Source organism: Bradyrhizobium sp. USDA 4538 (genome assembly GCF_024171045.1).
GTDB lineage: Bacteria > Pseudomonadota > Alphaproteobacteria > Rhizobiales > Xanthobacteraceae > Bradyrhizobium > Bradyrhizobium australafricanum.
In genome coordinates this window covers 6,871,608-6,887,839 of sequence record NZ_JALJZE010000001.1, presented here as the reverse complement: position 1 = coordinate 6,887,839, position 16,232 = coordinate 6,871,608, and the positions used below count along the sequence as shown (strand labels likewise).

General features: G+C 64.5%; 17 protein-coding genes. 7 read left to right on the top strand and 10 right to left on the bottom strand.

The features are described 5' to 3' along the window. Window positions 1-103 precede the first annotated feature (103 nt). From J2R78_RS31380 to J2R78_RS31370, 3 genes are all read right to left on the bottom strand, one after another. Window positions 104-1,081: an NADPH:quinone oxidoreductase family protein gene (locus tag J2R78_RS31380; RefSeq protein ID WP_253608004.1), complete on the bottom strand. Its 978-nt coding sequence runs from the start codon at window positions 1,079-1,081 to the stop codon at window positions 104-106. After that, window positions 1,081-1,692 carry a 2-hydroxychromene-2-carboxylate isomerase gene (locus tag J2R78_RS31375; protein ID WP_253608003.1) on the bottom strand — a complete coding sequence of 204 codons (612 nt, stop codon included), beginning with the start codon at window positions 1,690-1,692 and terminating at the stop codon, window positions 1,081-1,083. Before J2R78_RS31375 ends, J2R78_RS31380 begins: the two co-directional genes overlap by 1 nt. Before the next feature lie 99 nt (window positions 1,693-1,791). Beyond that, window positions 1,792-2,496, bottom strand: coding sequence for a glutathione binding-like protein (locus J2R78_RS31370; RefSeq protein ID WP_253608002.1), 705 nt, complete (start codon window positions 2,494-2,496; stop codon window positions 1,792-1,794). 98 nt (window positions 2,497-2,594) lie between these two features. On the opposite strand from J2R78_RS31370, the gene J2R78_RS31365 reads away from it, so the two are divergent. Then, window positions 2,595-3,617: a methionine synthase gene (locus tag J2R78_RS31365; protein ID WP_253608001.1), complete on the top strand. Its 1,023-nt coding sequence runs from the start codon at window positions 2,595-2,597 to the stop codon at window positions 3,615-3,617. A 16-nt stretch (window positions 3,618-3,633) separates the two neighbouring features. Here the strand turns inward: J2R78_RS31365 and J2R78_RS31360 are convergent, their stop codons facing one another. The 3 genes from J2R78_RS31360 to J2R78_RS31350 all read right to left on the bottom strand — a co-directional run bounded on the left by J2R78_RS31360 (window position 3,634) and on the right by J2R78_RS31350 (window position 5,654). Beyond that, window positions 3,634-4,257 (bottom strand): hypothetical protein, encoded by a 624-nt coding sequence (locus tag J2R78_RS31360; protein ID WP_253608000.1) that lies wholly within the window; start codon window positions 4,255-4,257, stop codon window positions 3,634-3,636. A gap of 110 nt (window positions 4,258-4,367) precedes the next feature. Beyond that, entirely contained in the window at window positions 4,368-4,895 is a 528-nt protein-coding gene (gpt, locus tag J2R78_RS31355) for a xanthine phosphoribosyltransferase (protein ID WP_057019092.1), read from the bottom strand. 6 nt (window positions 4,896-4,901) lie between these two features. Beyond that, a complete protein-coding gene (locus J2R78_RS31350) occupies window positions 4,902-5,654 on the bottom strand; it encodes a molybdopterin-binding protein (RefSeq protein WP_028342907.1) in 753 nt (250 codons plus the stop codon). Window positions 5,655-5,879: 225 nt separating this feature from the next. Between J2R78_RS31350 and J2R78_RS31345 the strand changes: the two genes are divergently transcribed. The 4 genes from J2R78_RS31345 (at window position 5,880) to J2R78_RS31330 (ending at window position 10,056) form a co-directional block, all read left to right on the top strand. Continuing rightward, window positions 5,880-7,298, top strand: a complete 1,419-nt coding sequence (locus J2R78_RS31345) for a circularly permuted type 2 ATP-grasp protein (protein ID WP_168856780.1) — start codon at window positions 5,880-5,882, stop codon at window positions 7,296-7,298. Between the two features lie 170 nt (window positions 7,299-7,468). Further along, the gene (locus J2R78_RS31340; RefSeq protein ID WP_057019095.1) at window positions 7,469-8,413 is read left to right on the top strand and encodes an alpha-E domain-containing protein; all 945 of its coding nucleotides are present in this window, start codon (window positions 7,469-7,471) and stop codon (window positions 8,411-8,413) included. A 187-nt stretch (window positions 8,414-8,600) separates the two neighbouring features. Further along, window positions 8,601-9,443, top strand: a complete 843-nt coding sequence (locus tag J2R78_RS31335; RefSeq protein WP_253607999.1) for a transglutaminase family protein — start codon at window positions 8,601-8,603, stop codon at window positions 9,441-9,443. Window positions 9,444-9,630: 187 nt separating this feature from the next. Then, the gene (locus J2R78_RS31330) at window positions 9,631-10,056 is read left to right on the top strand and encodes a carboxymuconolactone decarboxylase family protein (RefSeq protein ID WP_253607998.1); all 426 of its coding nucleotides are present in this window, start codon (window positions 9,631-9,633) and stop codon (window positions 10,054-10,056) included. Window positions 10,057-10,086: 30 nt separating this feature from the next. On the opposite strand, the gene J2R78_RS31325 is transcribed toward J2R78_RS31330, so the two are convergent. From J2R78_RS31325 to pdhA, 3 genes are read right to left on the bottom strand one after another with little or no spacing between them, the layout of a single operon-like run. Continuing rightward, window positions 10,087-11,184, bottom strand: a complete 1,098-nt coding sequence (locus tag J2R78_RS31325; protein ID WP_253607997.1) for a dihydrolipoamide acetyltransferase family protein — start codon at window positions 11,182-11,184, stop codon at window positions 10,087-10,089. A gap of 20 nt (window positions 11,185-11,204) precedes the next feature. After that, the gene (locus J2R78_RS31320; RefSeq protein ID WP_253607996.1) at window positions 11,205-12,185 is read right to left on the bottom strand and encodes an alpha-ketoacid dehydrogenase subunit beta; all 981 of its coding nucleotides are present in this window, start codon (window positions 12,183-12,185) and stop codon (window positions 11,205-11,207) included. Continuing rightward, window positions 12,178-13,275: a pyruvate dehydrogenase (acetyl-transferring) E1 component subunit alpha gene (gene pdhA / locus J2R78_RS31315; protein WP_176937213.1), complete on the bottom strand. Its 1,098-nt coding sequence runs from the start codon at window positions 13,273-13,275 to the stop codon at window positions 12,178-12,180. The genes J2R78_RS31320 and pdhA overlap by 8 nt, the downstream gene beginning before the upstream one ends. A gap of 170 nt (window positions 13,276-13,445) precedes the next feature. On the opposite strand from pdhA, the gene J2R78_RS31310 reads away from it, so the two are divergent. Both J2R78_RS31310 and J2R78_RS31305 read left to right on the top strand, forming a co-directional pair. Continuing rightward, window positions 13,446-13,664 (top strand): hypothetical protein, encoded by a 219-nt coding sequence (locus tag J2R78_RS31310; protein WP_253607995.1) that lies wholly within the window; start codon window positions 13,446-13,448, stop codon window positions 13,662-13,664. A gap of 341 nt (window positions 13,665-14,005) precedes the next feature. After that, window positions 14,006-14,299: a GYD domain-containing protein gene (locus J2R78_RS31305; RefSeq protein ID WP_026192964.1), complete on the top strand. Its 294-nt coding sequence runs from the start codon at window positions 14,006-14,008 to the stop codon at window positions 14,297-14,299. A gap of 188 nt (window positions 14,300-14,487) precedes the next feature. Here the strand turns inward: J2R78_RS31305 and J2R78_RS31300 are convergent, their stop codons facing one another. Further along, window positions 14,488-16,098, bottom strand: a complete 1,611-nt coding sequence (locus J2R78_RS31300) for an ABC transporter substrate-binding protein (protein ID WP_253607994.1) — start codon at window positions 16,096-16,098, stop codon at window positions 14,488-14,490. Window positions 16,099-16,232: the final 134 nt, after the last annotated feature.

The following is a 16,232-nucleotide window of genomic DNA, read 5'->3' as shown; positions in this document are numbered from 1 at the left end:
TGAACGTCAGGCCCATCGCGTCATTTGGCTGCACTGCAGAATTTGGTCTGCTATCGGTGCATGGCGGACGCTGGCAAGCCGCCTGCCCGACGGATCTATGGCTTCACGGCCTCGTCAGCAGCGCCACACGCCCGATCGCCTTGCGCTCGATCAACAGCCGCATCGCCTTCGCATAGTCTTCCAGCGGCAGCCGGTGCGAGATATTCGGCCGCACCCGGCCGGCCTCGGCCCATTCGCTCAGCGCCTTGAACCTGACCTCGCCGAGCGCGGGATCCTTGCGCACCGCCTCGCCGGCGCGAACGCCGAGCACGCTCGCGCCCTTGATCATCAACAGATTGGTGCGGGCAAGACCGATGCCGCCGGTGAAGCCGACGACGAGAATCCGCGCGCCCCAGTTGATGCAGCGCATCGAGTTCTCGAACACCTCGCCGCCGACAGGATCGAACACGACATCGGCGCCGCGACCGTCGGTGAGGCGCTTGACCGCATCGCGGAACGGCTCGCGCGCATAGAGCACGAGATGGTCCGCGCCGCGCGCCTTGGCGATCGCAAGCTTGTCCTCGCTCGAAGCCGCGGCGATCACGGTGGCGCCGAGCAGCTTGCCGATCTCGACCGCGGCAAGCCCAACGCCGCCGCCGGCGCCATGCACCAGCAGCACCTCGCCCGGCTTGATCTGTCCGCGATCGATCAGTGCGTGATACGCGGTGCCGTGCGCGGCCAGGAAGGTCGCGCCTTCCGCATAGTCGAAGGTCGACGGCACCGGCACGAGTTGCGACGGCGTTGCAACCGTCTCGTCGCAATAGGCGCCGAAGCGCATCTTGACGATCACCTTATCGCCGATGGCGACACCGGTAGCGTCATTGACCTCGACGACATCGCCGGCGGCTTCCGAACCCGGCGTGAACGGCAGCGGCGGCTTGAGCTGGTACTCGCCGGCGGCCATCAGGATGTCGGGAAAGTTGATCCCGGCGGCCCGGATCGCAACCCGCACCTGGCCCGGCTGCAAGGGCACCGAGGCAAAGTTCTCGAGCTGCAGACGCTCGGGCGGGCCGAGCTCGCGGCAAACGACGGCTTTCGGCATCAGGCGGCCCGCGCCTTGAGGCGTGCCAGCGCCTCGCGGATCAGCGGCAAGCGGTCGTTGCCGAAATACATGTCGGTCTTGTCGAGATAGATCGTCGGCGAGCCGAAGCCGCCGCGCGCCATCACCTCCTCGGTGTTGGCCTTGAGTTGATCCTTGATCGCCTGGTCGCCGATGCCGGCAAGGAATTGCGCCGGATCGATCCCGAGTTTAGTGCAGATCTCGGTCAGCACCGCATCCTGCGAAATGTCCTTGTCGTCACCCCAATAGGCCTCGAACACCGCGCGGGCGAACGGCACCATCTTCTCGTTGCCGAGAAGGATGCAGCCGCGCATCGCCTTGACGCTGTTCACCGGGAACACGGTCGGCGGCATCTTGATCGCAAGGCCGGCCGAGCGCGCCCAGTCGGTGAGATCCTTCTTCATGTAGCGCGCCTTCAGCGGCACCGGCTTCTCGCGCTGCGAGTAGACCGACGGGTTGACGGTGTTGAAGATGCCGCCGACCAGGATCGGCCGCCAGGTGATCGGAGCGTCGAACTCCTTCGCGATCGGCTGGATGTTGTGCCAGGCGAGATAGGTCCACGGGCTGGAGCAGTCGAAGAAGAATTCGATCATGGCGTTTCCCTTTGTCTTTTCCACATTCATTCTCGTCATTCCGGGGTGCACCGCAAGGCGCAGGGCTCGCGACTGTGTCGCGCCGCGGAATAACGGGCATCATTTCTTCTCGACCAATTCCTTCGCACGCTGGCCGAACATGTTCTTGCGCGATTCCTCGTCAAACGGCTCCTTGACGAATTTTCCGATCGCAAGCCCCGCCTGCACCTGCGGGCGGGCGCGCACGGTGGCGTACCAGCGCTTGATGTTCGGGAAATCGTCGAGGGTAAAACCCTGCGCCTTGTGGGTCATGGTCCAGGGGAAGCAGGCGATGTCGGCGATCGAATAGTCGTCGCCGGCGATATAGGCGCCGGTCCTGCCGAGCTGGCGGTCGAGCACACCATAGAGCCGCGCGGTCTCGTCGCGGTAGCGCTCGATCGCGTAGGGAATCTTCTCGGCCGCATAGAGCGCGAAATGGCCGTGCTGGCCGAGCATCGGCCCGAGGCCGCCCATCTGCCACATCACCCATTGGATGACGTTCGACCGCGCACGCAACTCCCGCGACAGGAAACGGCCGGTCTTGTCGGCGAGATAGATCAGGATCGCGCCGGTCTCGAACACCGAGAACGGCCCGCCGCCGCCGGCCGGTTGATGGTCGACGATGGCGGGGATCCGGTTGTTCGGGCTGATCGCCAGGAATTCGGGCCGAAACTGCTCGCCGGCGCGGATGTTCACCGGGATCACCTTGTAGGGCAGCCCCAGTTCCTCCAGCATGATCGAGATCTTCCAGCCGTTCGGCGTCGGCGCGTAGTGCAGATCGATCATCGGCGTTCTATTCCCATCACAAAGACTTTTGTTGTTCTGTACCTCCACCTTAGGACATGGCACACAGGCCCTCAATCAGAACCCAACGGGAGGCACCCATGCTGTTTCCAACGACGATCGCAGGCTCGCTGCCGAAGCCGGAATGGCTGGCGGAGCCGAACATGCTGTGGGCACCCTGGAAGTCGGAGGGCGCCGAGCTCGCCCGCGCCAAGCGCGATGCCACGGTGCTGGCGGTCAAGCTGCAGGAAGATGCCGGCGTCGACATCGTCACCGAGGGCGAGCAGGCGCGCCAGCATTTCGTGCACGGCTTCCTGGAGCGGATCGAGGGCATCGATTTCGCCCACAAGGTCGAGATGGGCATCCGCAAGGACCGCTATAAGGCGATGGTGCCGCAGGTGGTCGCACCGCTGCAGCTCAAGGGACGCGTCCACGAGAGCGAGGCCCGTGCGGCCCGCGCGCACACCAGGAACCGGCTGAAATTCACCATTCCCGGCCCGATGACGATCATCGATACCATCGCCGACAAGTATTACGGCGACCGTGTGAAGATGGCCTTCGCTTTCGCCGAGCTTTTGAATCAGGAGGCGAAGGCGTTGCAGGCCGACGGCGTCGACATGATCCAGTTCGACGAGCCCGCCTTCAACGTCTACATGGACCAAGTGCGCGACTGGGGCATCAAGGCGCTGGAGCGCGCCGCCGAAGGCCTGACTTGCGCCACCGCCGTGCACATCTGCTACGGCTACGGCATCAAGGCCAACACCGACTGGAAGCAGACGCTTGGCGGCGAGTGGCGGCAATACGAGGAGACCTTCCCCGTCATCGACAAGAGCACGATCCAGCAGGTCGCGATCGAATGCCGCAACTCGAAGGTGCCGATCGAACTGCTCGCGGCGCTTCCCGGCAAGATCGTGCAGGCCGGCGTGATCGACGTCGCCAGCGACGAGATCGAGACCGCTGAGGACGTCGTCAAGGTGATCGAGGCGGTCGCGAAGCACGTGCCGAAGAGCAACATCATCGCGACCACCAATTGCGGCATGGCGCCGATGCGGCGGGACATCGCCGAAGCCAAGCTGATCGCGCTGGGCGCCGGGGCCAAGCTGGCGCGGCAGCGGCTGGCGTAACGACTGCGCCGGCCGATCAACCCAGAACGGCCATCGCGCTCGGATGCAACACCGGCCGGTAGCCGGCCTGGAAGGCGCGCAACGTCGATGGCGGCGTCAGCAGCATGGCCGGCTCCGGTACGTCGGCCCGGCTGTAACCGGCGAACGACCAGCGCAACGTGGCGCCGTCGGCGACGAGGTAGCTGTCCCCGCTCGCCTGCAGCATCGTCCCGTCGGGCAAGTCGCGCAATCGCGTCGACACCGGATGCAGCCGCTTCTTGCCGCGGTCGAGCCGCTCGGCATGCAGCACCGCGTCCATCGCCTTGGCGCTGAGATCGCTCACGCCGTTGCCCTGCTCCCAGCAGCTGCGAAACCGCTTGGCATCGTCACGGCGGCAGTAGAAGCAGGGCCGGTGTCCGGCCGCAAACGCGGTGGCCTCATCGAGGAAGAACAGCTCGGTCCAGCTCTGCCGGCTCATCACCTTGCGCCGCCGTCCCCTGAACTCGCAGACGCAGGTGAGCCAGGCCGGGCTCGACCAGCGCTTGTTCAGAAGCGTGCGCGTCGCCGGATCGTGGATGATGCCGCGATTGCCGGTGAAGGTGCCGCGATGGTCGGTCGCGACGATGTCGCCGGTGGGCGTGACGCGGTTTTGCAGGGGCATGGCAAATCCGATCGTTCGTCGCTGTCATTCCGGGGCGATGCGAAGCATCGAACCCGGAATCTCGAGATTCCGGGTTCGCGTCTTCGACGCGCCCCGGAATGACGACGACGTCATGCCGCCCCGTCGCGGATCGGCGGCTGGAACGACAGCGCGGTATCCCAGGGAAAGTAGATCCAGGTGTCCTGCGACACCTCGGTGATGTAGGTGTCGACCAGCGGCCGGCCCTTCGGCTTGGCGTACACGGTCGCGAAATGCGCATCGGGCAGCAATTGGCGCACCAGCCTGCCGGTCTTGCCGGTATCGACCAGGTCGTCGACGATCAAGAGCCCCTTGCCGGTGCCGCCGCCGAGCTTGGCAGTCTGCTCCGAAATGCCCTTGAGCACTTTCAGATCGCCCTGCTTGTCGTGGTCGTAGCTGGCGACGCAGACGGTGTCGATCACCCGCAAGCCGAGCTCGCGCGCCACGATCGCCGCGGGCACCAGCCCGCCGCGGGTGATCGCGATCACCGCTTGGAACGGGCCGACCTCATTGAGCCGCCAGGTCAGCGCCCGGCAGTCCCGATGGAATTGATCCCACGAGACCGGAAACGGCCTGCCGGCTCGCTCCTGTGCACTCGGTTCGGAATTTCGTTCAGCCATATCGTCTCAACCCGCCGGCTTCTTCTGCGCGGCCTGCACTTGCTTCAGCATCTCCTTCACCGCGATCATCGCCGCGGCGAGCTTTTCCGGATCGCGCGAGCGGACCACGAGATTGGTGTTCGGCTTCTGGTTCTCGTCCTGGAACGGATAGCTGCCGATGATGGTGTCGGGATTGGCTTCCGCGATCGCCCGCAGCGGGCCGCCGATGTCGCCTTCCCGCGCGTCGGCCCTGACCGAGTCCGACAACATCCGCACGCCGGATTTCAGGGTCGGCGCCACGATGTCCATCATCGCCTGCATGATGGTGGGGATGCCGGCCATCACGATGACATTACCGAGCTTGAAGCCCGGCGCCAGGATGGTCGCGCTCTGGATCAGCTCGGCGCCGTCAGGCACCCGGGCCATGCGGAGCCGCGCCTCGTTGAGGTCCTGCTCGCTCCAGCGCTCCCTGAACCGCGCCACCACCTCGGGGTGATGATGGATATCGACCCCGAACGCCTTCGCCACGCTGTCGGCGGTGATGTCGTCATGGGTCGGCCCGATGCCGCCGGTGGTGAACACGTAGGTGTACCTATGCCGCAGCGCATCAAGGGCAGAGACGATGTCGGCCTCGTCATCGGCGACGACGCGGACCTCCTTCAGGTCGATGCCGATGTTGGTCAGGTATTCGGCGATGAAGCCGATGTTCTTGTCCTTGGTCCGGCCGGACAGGATCTCGTCGCCGATCACCAATATCCCCGCCGTGACGATCTCGCTCATGGTCTCATTCCCTAACTTGATCCCCTGACATTGCCGATCCAATGCCTTGATGTCACGGGGTTTTGCCGCCGAATTAAGCAGACCTCAGCCGGTTTTTCGGGCAGGCCTTCCACTTCACCCATAGCAAATGCCGCAAGCCAATGCATATCGCGCTGGCCCGCCCCTTGCTACCATCCCATCAAGTCATGCACTGTGTCACATGGCTTGGGAGGGCAGTCGGGCTATATGGCAGTCGCGTTCGATGAGATGAATGGCCTCGGCGAGGATCTCCGCCCGGCCTACCAGGAGCTCTCCCGCTGGCTCAAAGAGACGCCGCCGGATGCGCTCGAATATCGACGCCAGGAAGCGGAGCTCTTGTTCCGCCGGATCGGCATCACCTTCGCGGTCTATGGCGACGCCGAGGCCCAGGAGCGGCTGATCCCCTTCGACGTCATCCCCCGCATCATGTCGGCGACCGAGTGGACGCTGCTGGAGAAGGGCCTCAAGCAGCGCGTGCTCGCGCTCAACATGTTCTTGAAGGACATCTATCACGGCCGCGACATCCTGCGCGCCAACGTCATCCCCGAGGACCTGATCTTCCAGAACCCGGTGTTCCGGCCGGAGATGAACGGCCAGGACGTGCCGCACGACATCTACGTCCACATCGCCGGCATCGACATCATCCGCACCGATCCCGACAATTTCATCGTGCTGGAGGACAATGCGCGCACGCCATCCGGCGTGTCCTACATGCTGGAAAACCGCGAAATCATGATGCGGCTGTTTCCGGACCTGTTCGCGCGGCACCGCGTCGCGCCGGTGGACCGTTATCCGGACGAGCTGCTGTCGGCGCTGCGGTCGGTCGCGCCGCACAGCGCCTCCGCCGAGCCGACAGTCGCGCTGATGACGCCGGGCGTCTACAACTCGGCCTATTACGAGCACTCCTTCCTCGCCGACAAGCTCGGCATCGAGCTGGTCGAGGGGCGCGACCTCATCGTCAAGAACGACGAGGTGTTCATGCGCACCACCGAGGGGCTGAAGCGGGTCGACGTGATCTACCGCCGCGTCGACGACGATTTCCTCGATCCCCTCACCTTCCGGCCGGACTCCGCGCTCGGCGTCCCCGGACTGATGTCGGCCTACGCCGCCGGCAACATCACGCTCGCCAATGCAGTCGGCACCGGCATCGCCGACGACAAGGCGATCTATTCCTACATGCCGGACATCGTAAAATTCTATCTCAGCGAGGAGCCGATCCTGAAGAACGTGCAGACCTGGCGCTGCCGCGAACCGCAGGATCTGTCCTACGTGCTCGACAACCTCGCCGACCTCGTCGTCAAGGAGGTGCACGGCTCGGGCGGCTACGGCATGCTGATCGGCCCCGCCGCAACCAAGGCGACGATCGAGGCATTCCGCGACAAGCTCAAGCGCGAGCCGGAGGGCTTCATCGCCCAGCCGACGCTGGCGCTGTCGACCTGCCCGACCTGCACCGACAAGGGGCTGGCGCCGCGTCATGTCGACCTCCGCCCGTTCGTGTTGACCGGCTCCAGCCACACCACCATCGTGCCCGGCGGGCTGACCCGCGTCGCGCTGAAGGAAGGCTCGCTCGTCGTCAATTCGAGCCAGGGCGGCGGCACCAAAGACACCTGGATACTGAGTGAGTGATTTGAAGCCAAACGCGCTGCGCGAGCCCTCCCTCCCCCTGCAAGGGGGAGGGTCGGGGTGGGGGTCGGCCGCATACGCCGAATGGAGAGAAAACCCCCACCCGCCGCTGCGCGTCGACCTCCCCCTTTCAGGGGGAGGTGAAACACGTTTCGCCTTGTAGGGACTATCGCATGCTGTCGCGCACCGCCGAAAACCTGTTCTGGCTGGCCCGTTATGTCGAACGCGCCGAATATCTGGCGCGTACGATCGATGCGACCTTGCGCGTCACCGCGCTGCCCGCGGCCTATGTCGGCAAGACCAATGAGTGGGATTCCGCACTGCTCACCGCCGGCGTCGGCGCGAGCTTCTACGATCACTATGAGGAAGCCGACGAGCGGAACGTCATCGAATATCTCTCCTTCTCGTCGGACAATCCGTCCTCGATCAAGAATTGCATCGAGGCGGCGCGGCTCAATTCACGCTCAGTACGCACAGCACTGACGTCGGAGATGTGGGACACCATCAATTCGGCCTGGATCGAGCTGCAGGCGGTCTGGAACAAGGGTCCCGCCAACCGCGAGGAGCTGGCCAAATTCCTGCGCTTCGTGCAGGAGACCTCGCTGCGTTTTGACGGCTCGGCCTACCGCACCATGCTGCGCAACGACGCCTACTGGTTCTCGCGGCTCGGGGTGCATCTCGAGCGCGCCGACAACACCGCGCGGATTCTCGACGTGAAGTATCACATGCTGTTGCCCGAGGAGGAGCATGTCGGCGGCCCGCTGGATTACTACCAGTGGACCTCGATCCTGCGCTCGGTGTCGGCAACGACCGCCTATCACTGGGTCTACCGGGAAACCCTGAAGCCCTGGCTGATCGCCGACCTGTTGATCCTCAACGATACGCTGCCGCGCTCGCTTGCCAGCTGCTACAGCAACCTCGTGCGCAACCTCGACCAGATCGGCGTCGCCTATGGCCGCCAGGGCGCCTCGCAACGCCATGCCCGCGGCATCAGGAACCGGCTCGAGCACAGCAACATGGACGATATCTTCCAGCACGGCGTGCACGAATTCATCCAGGAGTTCATCGCGGACAACTCACGGCTGGGTGAGATCATCACCAAGCAATATCTGATCTGACCGGTTTTGAGGCAAAATCTCGTCATGGCCGGGCAAAAGCGCGAGGCGCGTCTTTCGTGACATAGGTGACCCCCGGCCATCGACATCTTGATTTCGCGGCCGATTAGGAAGAAAGACGTGGGTGCCCGGGAAGGGTCCGGGCATGACACTCCTGCCCTGAAAAGACCGATTGAACACCGGTTGAGCCATGCGCCTGCGGATAGCCCACACCACCACCTATCGCTACGAGCCGGCGGCCTCGGGCGTGATCCAGATTCTGCGGATGACGCCCGGCAGCCATGACGGCCAGTATGTCGCGGATTGGCAGATCGACGTCTCGACCGATTCCCGGCTCGACACCCATGAGGACGCCTTCGGCAACGTCACCCATGTGCTGACGCATGGTTCGATCAGTGACCTCACGATCCATTGCGAGGGCCTGATCGAGACCCAGGATACCGGCGGCGTGCTGCGCGGCAGCGACGAGCGGTTTCCGCCGAGCCTGTTCCTGCGTCCCACACCGCTGACCGACCTCAACCCGGCAATGACGGCCGTCGTGCGCGAGCTGCGCGCGGAAGCCGGCGCCGACGTGCTCGGTTTCCTGCACGCGCTGATGGTGCAGATCTACGAGCACATGACCTTCGACGAGGACCCGACCAACAGCGCCACCTCGGCCGCCGAGGCGTTCGCGCTGAAGCGCGGCGTCTGCCAGGACTACGCGCACATCCTGATCGCCTGCGCGCGCGCCGGCGGCGTTCCGGCGCGGTTCGTCTCCGGCCACTTCCTGCGCTCCGATGGCATGGTCAACCAGCAGGCCGGCCATGCCTGGGCCGAGGCCTTCGTGCCCGATCTTGGCTGGATCGGCTTCGACGCCGCCAACGGCATCTGCACCACCGACGCCCATGCCCGCGTCGCGATCGGCCTCGACTATCTCGGCGCCGCCCCGGTCCGCGGCACCCGCTATGGCGGCGGCAACGAGACGCTGACGGTCGCGGTCAAGGTCGACCAGGCCGGCCGTCCAGGACAGTGGCAGAGCCAGACGCAGTCGTAGGGCTGATCCCTCTCCGCGTCCGTCATTGCGAGCCAACGGGTCGCGCGAACGCGCGCCCGATGACAGGCTCCGGGAAGCAATCCATCTGATCGCTTGCGGAGGCATGGATTGCTTCGCCGCTTCGCTCCTCGCAATGTCCGCAGGGGTGCTATGATCGCTGCTTCAAACCACACCAGCGGGACAAGCCATGGCCACCGTAAAACTGCTTTCCGACGACGAGCTCTCGGCGGAGGCACGCGCCGTCTTCGACGACATCCGCAAGACGCGGAACTCGGACTTCGTCAACAATTTCTGGCGCGCGCTGGCGCATGATCCGAAGACCCTGCGGCGGACCTGGGAGAGCATCAAGGAGGTGATGGCACCGGGCGCGCTCGATCCGAAGGTCAAGGAGATGCTCTACGTCGCCGTCTCGGTGGCGCACGGCTGCAGCTATTGCATTCACTCGCACACCGCGAGCGCCCGCGCCAAGGGCATGACCGACGCCGAATATCAGGAAATGCTGGCGATCGTCGGCATGGCCGCCGAAACCAACCGGCTGGTCACGGCGCTCGGCGTGCCCGTCGACGAGGCCTTCCTCGTCGACGCACCTGCGGGACCAAGGCAGGAGCCGTGACGGCCCTGCCTGGCTCGCGCATGAGTGATGTCACGAAATGCGCTCGATGTCGGATTTGAGGACAACCAGGAAACGGGCAGCTTCGCCGCCCGTCACCACCCGATGATCGAAGGTCAGCGATAGCGGCAGCGTGCGTCGGACCGCAACCTGCCCCCGAAGCGCGACCACGCGCTCCGAAATCCGCCCGGCACCGACGATCGCCGTCTGCGGCGGCACGATGATGAGATTAGCAAACCGGCCTCCGATCATTCCGAAGTTCGACAACGTGATCGTCGCACCGCGCAGTTCCTCCGGGGGTATCGCGCGCGCGATTGCGTCGGCTCGCAGACGGTCGAGCCCGGCCCGCAGGTCCGATACGCTCCGCTCCGCGACATTGCGCAGCACGGGAACGATCAGGCCGCCGCCGGTGTCGACGGCGATGCCGAGATCGATGCGCTCGATCAGGCGCCGTTCTCCCGTACCGGAATGATACCAGGCATTGAGCGCGGGCTCTGCCTTGCAGGCAGCGGCGATCGCCCGCGCCAGGCGGATTGTCACGTCCTCGCCCTGCCGCCAATCGTCGATGTCGGCTTCATCGGTAACCGTCGCGGGGACGATTTCCGCATGCGCTGCTGTCATGCGTTGGGCCATCGCGCGGCGCAAGCCGCGCAGCGGCTCGGCGGGTCCGCTGTGAGACATCCGCTTCGCCGCCCTCTCGACATCGGCCCGCGTGATGGTGCCGCCGGGCCCGGTCGCCTCGACGAGATCGAGCGCGACGTCAAGCTTGCGCGCAAGGGCGCGCACTGCCGGAAACACTTGGGCTCCCTGCCCGCTGGGCGGCGAAGCAGTTGCTGGCGCCGGCCGCTGCTCGCCGGTGTCGAGTTCGCCCACAATCGTGCCGGTGTCCTGCCCTGCGTCCTCGGCAAACTCGACGAGCGGCGCGCCGACCTTCACGATATCGCCCTTGGCACCGAACAGGCGCGCGATGCGTCCGCTCGACGGCGCCGGTATCTCGACCACCGCCTTGTCGGTCTCGACCGAAACGAGCGGCTGATCGGTCACGACGTGATCGCCCTCGTTGACGTACCAGGTGACGATCTCGGCTTCTTCAAGACCTTCACCAAGGTCCGGCAACGTGAACTGGCGCATCGCACAAGGTCCGTTGGTGTTCAGTTGTACTGGTGCGCCTTTCGGGCTGCGGTCACGATGCGTCCGACCGACGGCATGTAGCGTTGCTCGAGTCGAGCCATCGGGATGATCGTGTCGTAGCCGGTGACGCGGGTCACGGGTGCGAGCAGCGAGGACAGTCCGCGCTCGGCGATCATGGCCGCGATCTCCGCGCCAAATCCGCCGGTGTGCGCGGCCTCGTGCACGATGACGCAGCGCCCGGTCTTTGTGACCGACCTGAGCACGGTGTTTTCATCGTAGGGCTTGAGCGTGGCGAGGTCGATAACCTCGGCAGCGATGCTCTCGTCGGCGAGCGCGTCCGCTGCGGCCATCGTTTCCTTCAGCATCGCACCCCAGCTGATCAGCGTGACGTCGCGACCTTCCCTCTCGACAAAGGCGCGATCCATCGGCAACGCTTCGCCGTTGTCCTCGACCTCGCCTTTCACGGCGCGGTACAACCGCGTCGGCTCCAGGAACACCACCGGATCGGGATCGCGGATCGCGGCGAGGAGAAGTCTATAGGCGCGCTCCGGCGACGAAGGTATCACGACACGCAAGCCCGGAATGTGGGCCAGCATCGCCTCAGTGCTCTCGGAATGATGCTCGGGTGCGCGAATGCCGGCACCATGCGGCGTGCGCAGAACCATCGGACAAGTGAGCCGTCCCTGGGTACGGTTGCGCATCCGTGATGCGTGGTTCACCAGCTGATCGAGACAGGGATAGATAAATCCCATGAACTGGATTTCGCCGACCGGCTTCAGTCCCTGCGCGGCCATGCCGACGCAAAGCCCGCTGATCAGGAGTTCGGCAAGCGGCGTATCGAGGACGCGCTCCGGACCGAAGCGCTCCTGCAAGCCGACGGTCGCGCGGAAGACGCCGCCATTGACGCCGACATCCTCGCCGAGCACGACCACATCGGGATCATCCGCCATCGCGCGGCCGAGCGCCCGATTGATGGCTTCGACCAACGTGAGTTCAGGCATCGTCCTCTCCCGCAAGTTCGCGACGCTGCGCGGCATACGCCTCGGGCAGATCGGCATAGAGGTTGTCGAACATGGTTTCTGCTCGGCGTGGCGGCGTCTTCAGATAGCGCTCCACCGCCGCCTCGATTCGCTCATGGCACTCGGCGGCAAGCCGCTCCTCATCCGCCTTGGTCCACATCTTCTGACCCACAAGATAGGACCTGAGGCGCGCGATCGGCTCTTCCTTCCAATGCGCCTGGACTTCTTCGGCCGAACGATAGCGCAATGCATCATCTGACGTCGTGTGATCGCCGAGCCGATAGGTGACCGCTTCGATGAAGTGAGGGCCCTTGCCGTCGCGGGCAGCGGCAATGGCCTCCTCGGCCGCGGCACGCATCGCCACCACGTCGCTCCCGTCCACCTGCTCACCGCTGAACCCGGCGCCGATGGCCTTCTGCGCCAGCGTCTCGGAACCCGTCTGCAGACGCAACGGCACCGATATGGCCCATTGATTGTTGGTGGCGACGAACACGAGCGGCAATTTGTGAACGCCGGCGAAATTCATGGCCTCGTAGACATCGCCTTTCGAGGTGGCGCCGTCGCCGAACATGCAGACGGCCACGCGCGGCTCCTTGCGCAACTTCAGGGCGTAGGCAACGCCGGCGGCATGCGGCGCCTGTGATCCGACGGGAACGCAGAACGGGAAATCGTGCACCGGACCGGAGAATTGATTGCCGCGTTCATCGCCGCCCCAGAACAGCAGGATCTCCTCCAGCGCGACGCCACGCCAGAGCAACGCGCCGTTGTCGCGATAGGAGGGCAACAGAACGTCATCCTCCCGCATCGCACTCGCGATGCCGACCGACACCGCCTCCTGACCGAGCGAAATGGCATAGGTTCCCAGCCGACCGGTGCGCTGCAATGCAACAGCCTTTCGGTCGAACAGACGCAAGAGCACCATCGACCGGTAAAGTTCGACCAGCAGCTTGGCGTCGGTGGCGAAGGCAGGAAGCGGCCGCTCTATCGAGCCGTCGGGCGCGAGGTAATTGCGGCGGCGCACCTCAAAGCGCGCAATGACGGGGAGCTCTTCGTTTGCTCTTTTGCTGGCCACGCGCTCATTCCTGGAGCGGTTCTGCCTCCCACATTCAGTTATTTGGTGTTAGGGCCGCGACGATGCAATACCGTAGCAGCATCGCTCTTGGCGCACGCGTCAGCGGCCGGGTCGTGAGGATCGATCGACAGGATCCGTGGAACAGCGCCGCGACTGCGGTATAAGAGAGCATGGCAAATGGTCAGGTTGTCCTCGTAACAACTGCACCGTTGGACGGCGGCCCGCCGGTCCGCTCGGTCTTCTTCGTAGCCGAAGGAGACGCGGCAAAGGCTACGGCGATCATTGCGGACGTGATGGCCCCCAATGAAACGGTCGAAGCGTTGGGGCCGCTTCCCGAAGCGGCTGTGAAGGCGCTCGGGTTGAAACCCGGTGACTACACCCACACCTGACTTGCATCGGATAGCTGTCCGGCGCGCGATGGTCTGCGGCCGCATCCTTGCGCAGAGGGTGTGATCTTGACGCGGCACCCTCGCTTACGCGGTCCCGATCACAACGCGGGGAGCCCTCTTTCTCGAGCAAGGGACATGGCGTAATCTGCAGCGAGCTGCCCTTGGACGGGACGGGCCGACGTCGCCGTTTGAAGTAACGGGCAGCGGTCAGGCCGTCGGCAGGCATCGCAGTCTGAAAGCAGCGCCTGCCTTATGTGGCGCTCCCTCAACTTCAACATGAAGCAGGTTGGCCTGCCGCGCGCGCGGCAGACAAGGGCAATGCTAAACCCTTGGAGGACGACATGGCGACATTCATATTGAGGATCGACTGGACCGACCAGGGAATTCGTAATGTCAAGGAAGCTCCCAAGCGCAGCCGAGCGGCGAAAGAACTCGCCAAGACGCTAGGTGTCGAAATCAAGGAGGTCTATCTCACCTCCGGCGAGCATGACATCCTTCTCCTCGCCGAAGCACCGCTCGGCGACAACATCACAAAGCTCGCGCTTGCCCTCAGCTCTCTGGGAAACATACGCACTTGCACCTCACGGGCCTGGCCGGAGGCGGAGTGGACCAAGCTGATATCCGAGCTCCCGTAGCTACGTCGGATATCCCGATGGATCTCTGCGCGGCCTGACTGACGGGCGCCGTCGCAGACTTGCCCCGGCGATCGGCGCGGGAGTGCGCGCATGCGCAGGACCAGCCGCGGCTTTGGTCGTGTGAATAAATAAGGATACGAAGCGCACGAGGGCAACGGCACACGTCGTCGCCGGCGGGCCACCACGCGCTACTTATCCAGCCAGACATCCTCGAAGCGCAGATTGTTGTACTGGCTGTTGTCGTGCGGATGGAAATTCTTCACGTAGGGCTGCCAGCAATTGCCGGCCGATGAGTGCAGGATAACCGGCCGCGCGGCGTCGTTGACCAGCAGGTGCTCGATGTCGAATACGATCTTGCGGCGCTTGTCCTTGTCGACCTCGCGCGACTGCGCCGCCAGCAGCTTGTCGACCTCGGCGTTGCAATACTGGGTGTAGTTGCGCTCGGAGTTGCAGGAATAGTTCTCGACCAGATTGCCGTCGGGATCGTCGACGCTGACGCCGGTCACGTTGAGGCCGATGGTGTAGTCCTTGCGCTGCAGCCGCGAGTACCAGCGCGGCGTGTCCAGAATGTCGAGCTCGGCTGTGATGTAGATCTTCTTGAGCTGGTCGGCGAGGATCACCGCCGGGTCGCGATAGGTCGGCAGATTGCGGGTCTGGATCTTGATCGACAGCGGCTTGGCGTCGCTGTAGCCGAGCTTCTGCATGATCGCCTGCGCCTCGGCGAGGTTCTTCCCGGTATCGGGGCCGTATCCCATCAGCGTCGACAGGATCTCCGCCGGCATGCCCCACTCGCCTTCGGGCTTGGCCTGCATCGCGCCGCCAGGCCGGCCGGTGCCTTCGAACAGGATGCTGTTGAAGGCCTTGCGATCCAGCGCCAGCGACATCGCCTTGCGGATATCCGGATTGTCGAACGGCGGATTGACGCGGTTGACCAGAAGGTTGACCTGCAGATTGGTCGACGTCATTTCGCAGATCGCGTTCGGCGCCCGCGCCTTGACGTCCTTCATCAGGGGAATGCTGACGTCGGACGGAAAGGTGATGTCGTAGTCGCCGGTCGCGAATGCCAGCATCCGCGTGGCACGGCTGTCGATCGAGCGCACCGTGATCTCGTCGAGATACGGCCGGTCCTTCTTGAAATAATCGGGGTTGCGGATCAGACGGATGGAGTCACCGCGTCGGAACTCGACGAACTTGAACGGCCCGGTGCCGACCGGCTTGGTGCGCATCACCTGCTGCGGCACGTGGCAGGGATAGACCACCGAGAAGGCGCTGGCGAGCAGCGCCAAGAGACCGGGCTGCGGCTCGGTCAGCTCGAACGTCGCCTCATCGTCGCCATTGATGCTGACATCCTTGAGCTTCGAGTACCAGACCTTGCGCGGGTTGCGCTTGAAGTCCGGTGTTTTGACGTCTTGGGTCTCGCTCTTGCCGATCAGCATCCGCCAGGTGCACTGCACGTCCTTGGCCGTGAACGGCTGGCCGTCATGCCACTTCACGCCGTGCCGCAGCTTGAAAGTGAGCTTTGTGTTGGTCTGGTCCCACGACCAGCTCTCGGCGAGATCGGGGATCACGGTGTCGATGCTTTCGTGCACCTTGGCCGGATCGAACACCACGAGGTTGTTGAAGACGGCCGCGAACGGCATCACCGAGGCAATGGTGGATTCCTCGAGCAGCGAGGTCGAGGGCGGATTGTCGTTGTGATAGAGCCGCAGCGTGCCGCCCTGCTTCTGCGCCGATGCAGGGCTCGCGGCCATCGCCGCGATACCCAATGCCACGATGCACGCGGCCAGTTTGAACGACATTCCCGCCTCCCGAAATTTCTTGTTGTCGTCGGTTGCAGGCAGTCGAGCACAACACCCCGCCCCTCGCAACGACGCGAGGCCAAGATCATTGCCGGCTGCGCGCCACGCAGAGCGAGACCGGAATGCTCGCGACC

What these genes read in the sequence shown, in the direction of transcription:
- J2R78_RS31365 (WP_253608001.1), top strand. Translation starts at nt 2,595, where the DNA reads ATGCTGTTTCCAACGACGATCGCAGGCTCGCTGCCGAAGCCGGAATGG.
- gpt (WP_057019092.1), bottom strand. Translation starts at nt 4,895, where the DNA reads ATGGCTGAACGAAATTCCGAACCGAGTGCACAGGAGCGAGCCGGCAGG.
- J2R78_RS31325 (WP_253607997.1), bottom strand. Translation starts at nt 11,184, where the DNA reads ATGCGCCAGTTCACGTTGCCGGACCTTGGTGAAGGTCTTGAAGAAGCC.
- J2R78_RS31350 (WP_028342907.1), bottom strand. Translation starts at nt 5,654, where the DNA reads ATGAGCGAGATCGTCACGGCGGGGATATTGGTGATCGGCGACGAGATC.
- J2R78_RS31335 (WP_253607999.1), top strand. Translation starts at nt 8,601, where the DNA reads ATGCGCCTGCGGATAGCCCACACCACCACCTATCGCTACGAGCCGGCG.
- J2R78_RS31310 (WP_253607995.1), top strand. Translation starts at nt 13,446, where the DNA reads ATGGCAAATGGTCAGGTTGTCCTCGTAACAACTGCACCGTTGGACGGC.
- J2R78_RS31330 (WP_253607998.1), top strand. Translation starts at nt 9,631, where the DNA reads ATGGCCACCGTAAAACTGCTTTCCGACGACGAGCTCTCGGCGGAGGCA.
- J2R78_RS31320 (WP_253607996.1), bottom strand. Translation starts at nt 12,185, where the DNA reads ATGCCTGAACTCACGTTGGTCGAAGCCATCAATCGGGCGCTCGGCCGC.
- J2R78_RS31340 (WP_057019095.1), top strand. Translation starts at nt 7,469, where the DNA reads ATGCTGTCGCGCACCGCCGAAAACCTGTTCTGGCTGGCCCGTTATGTC.
- J2R78_RS31375 (WP_253608003.1), bottom strand. Translation starts at nt 1,692, where the DNA reads ATGATCGAATTCTTCTTCGACTGCTCCAGCCCGTGGACCTATCTCGCC.
- J2R78_RS31305 (WP_026192964.1), top strand. Translation starts at nt 14,006, where the DNA reads ATGGCGACATTCATATTGAGGATCGACTGGACCGACCAGGGAATTCGT.
- J2R78_RS31360 (WP_253608000.1), bottom strand. Translation starts at nt 4,257, where the DNA reads ATGCCCCTGCAAAACCGCGTCACGCCCACCGGCGACATCGTCGCGACC.
- J2R78_RS31300 (WP_253607994.1), bottom strand. Translation starts at nt 16,098, where the DNA reads ATGTCGTTCAAACTGGCCGCGTGCATCGTGGCATTGGGTATCGCGGCG.
- J2R78_RS31345 (WP_168856780.1), top strand. Translation starts at nt 5,880, where the DNA reads ATGGCAGTCGCGTTCGATGAGATGAATGGCCTCGGCGAGGATCTCCGC.
- J2R78_RS31370 (WP_253608002.1), bottom strand. Translation starts at nt 2,496, where the DNA reads ATGATCGATCTGCACTACGCGCCGACGCCGAACGGCTGGAAGATCTCG.
- J2R78_RS31380 (WP_253608004.1), bottom strand. Translation starts at nt 1,081, where the DNA reads ATGCCGAAAGCCGTCGTTTGCCGCGAGCTCGGCCCGCCCGAGCGTCTG.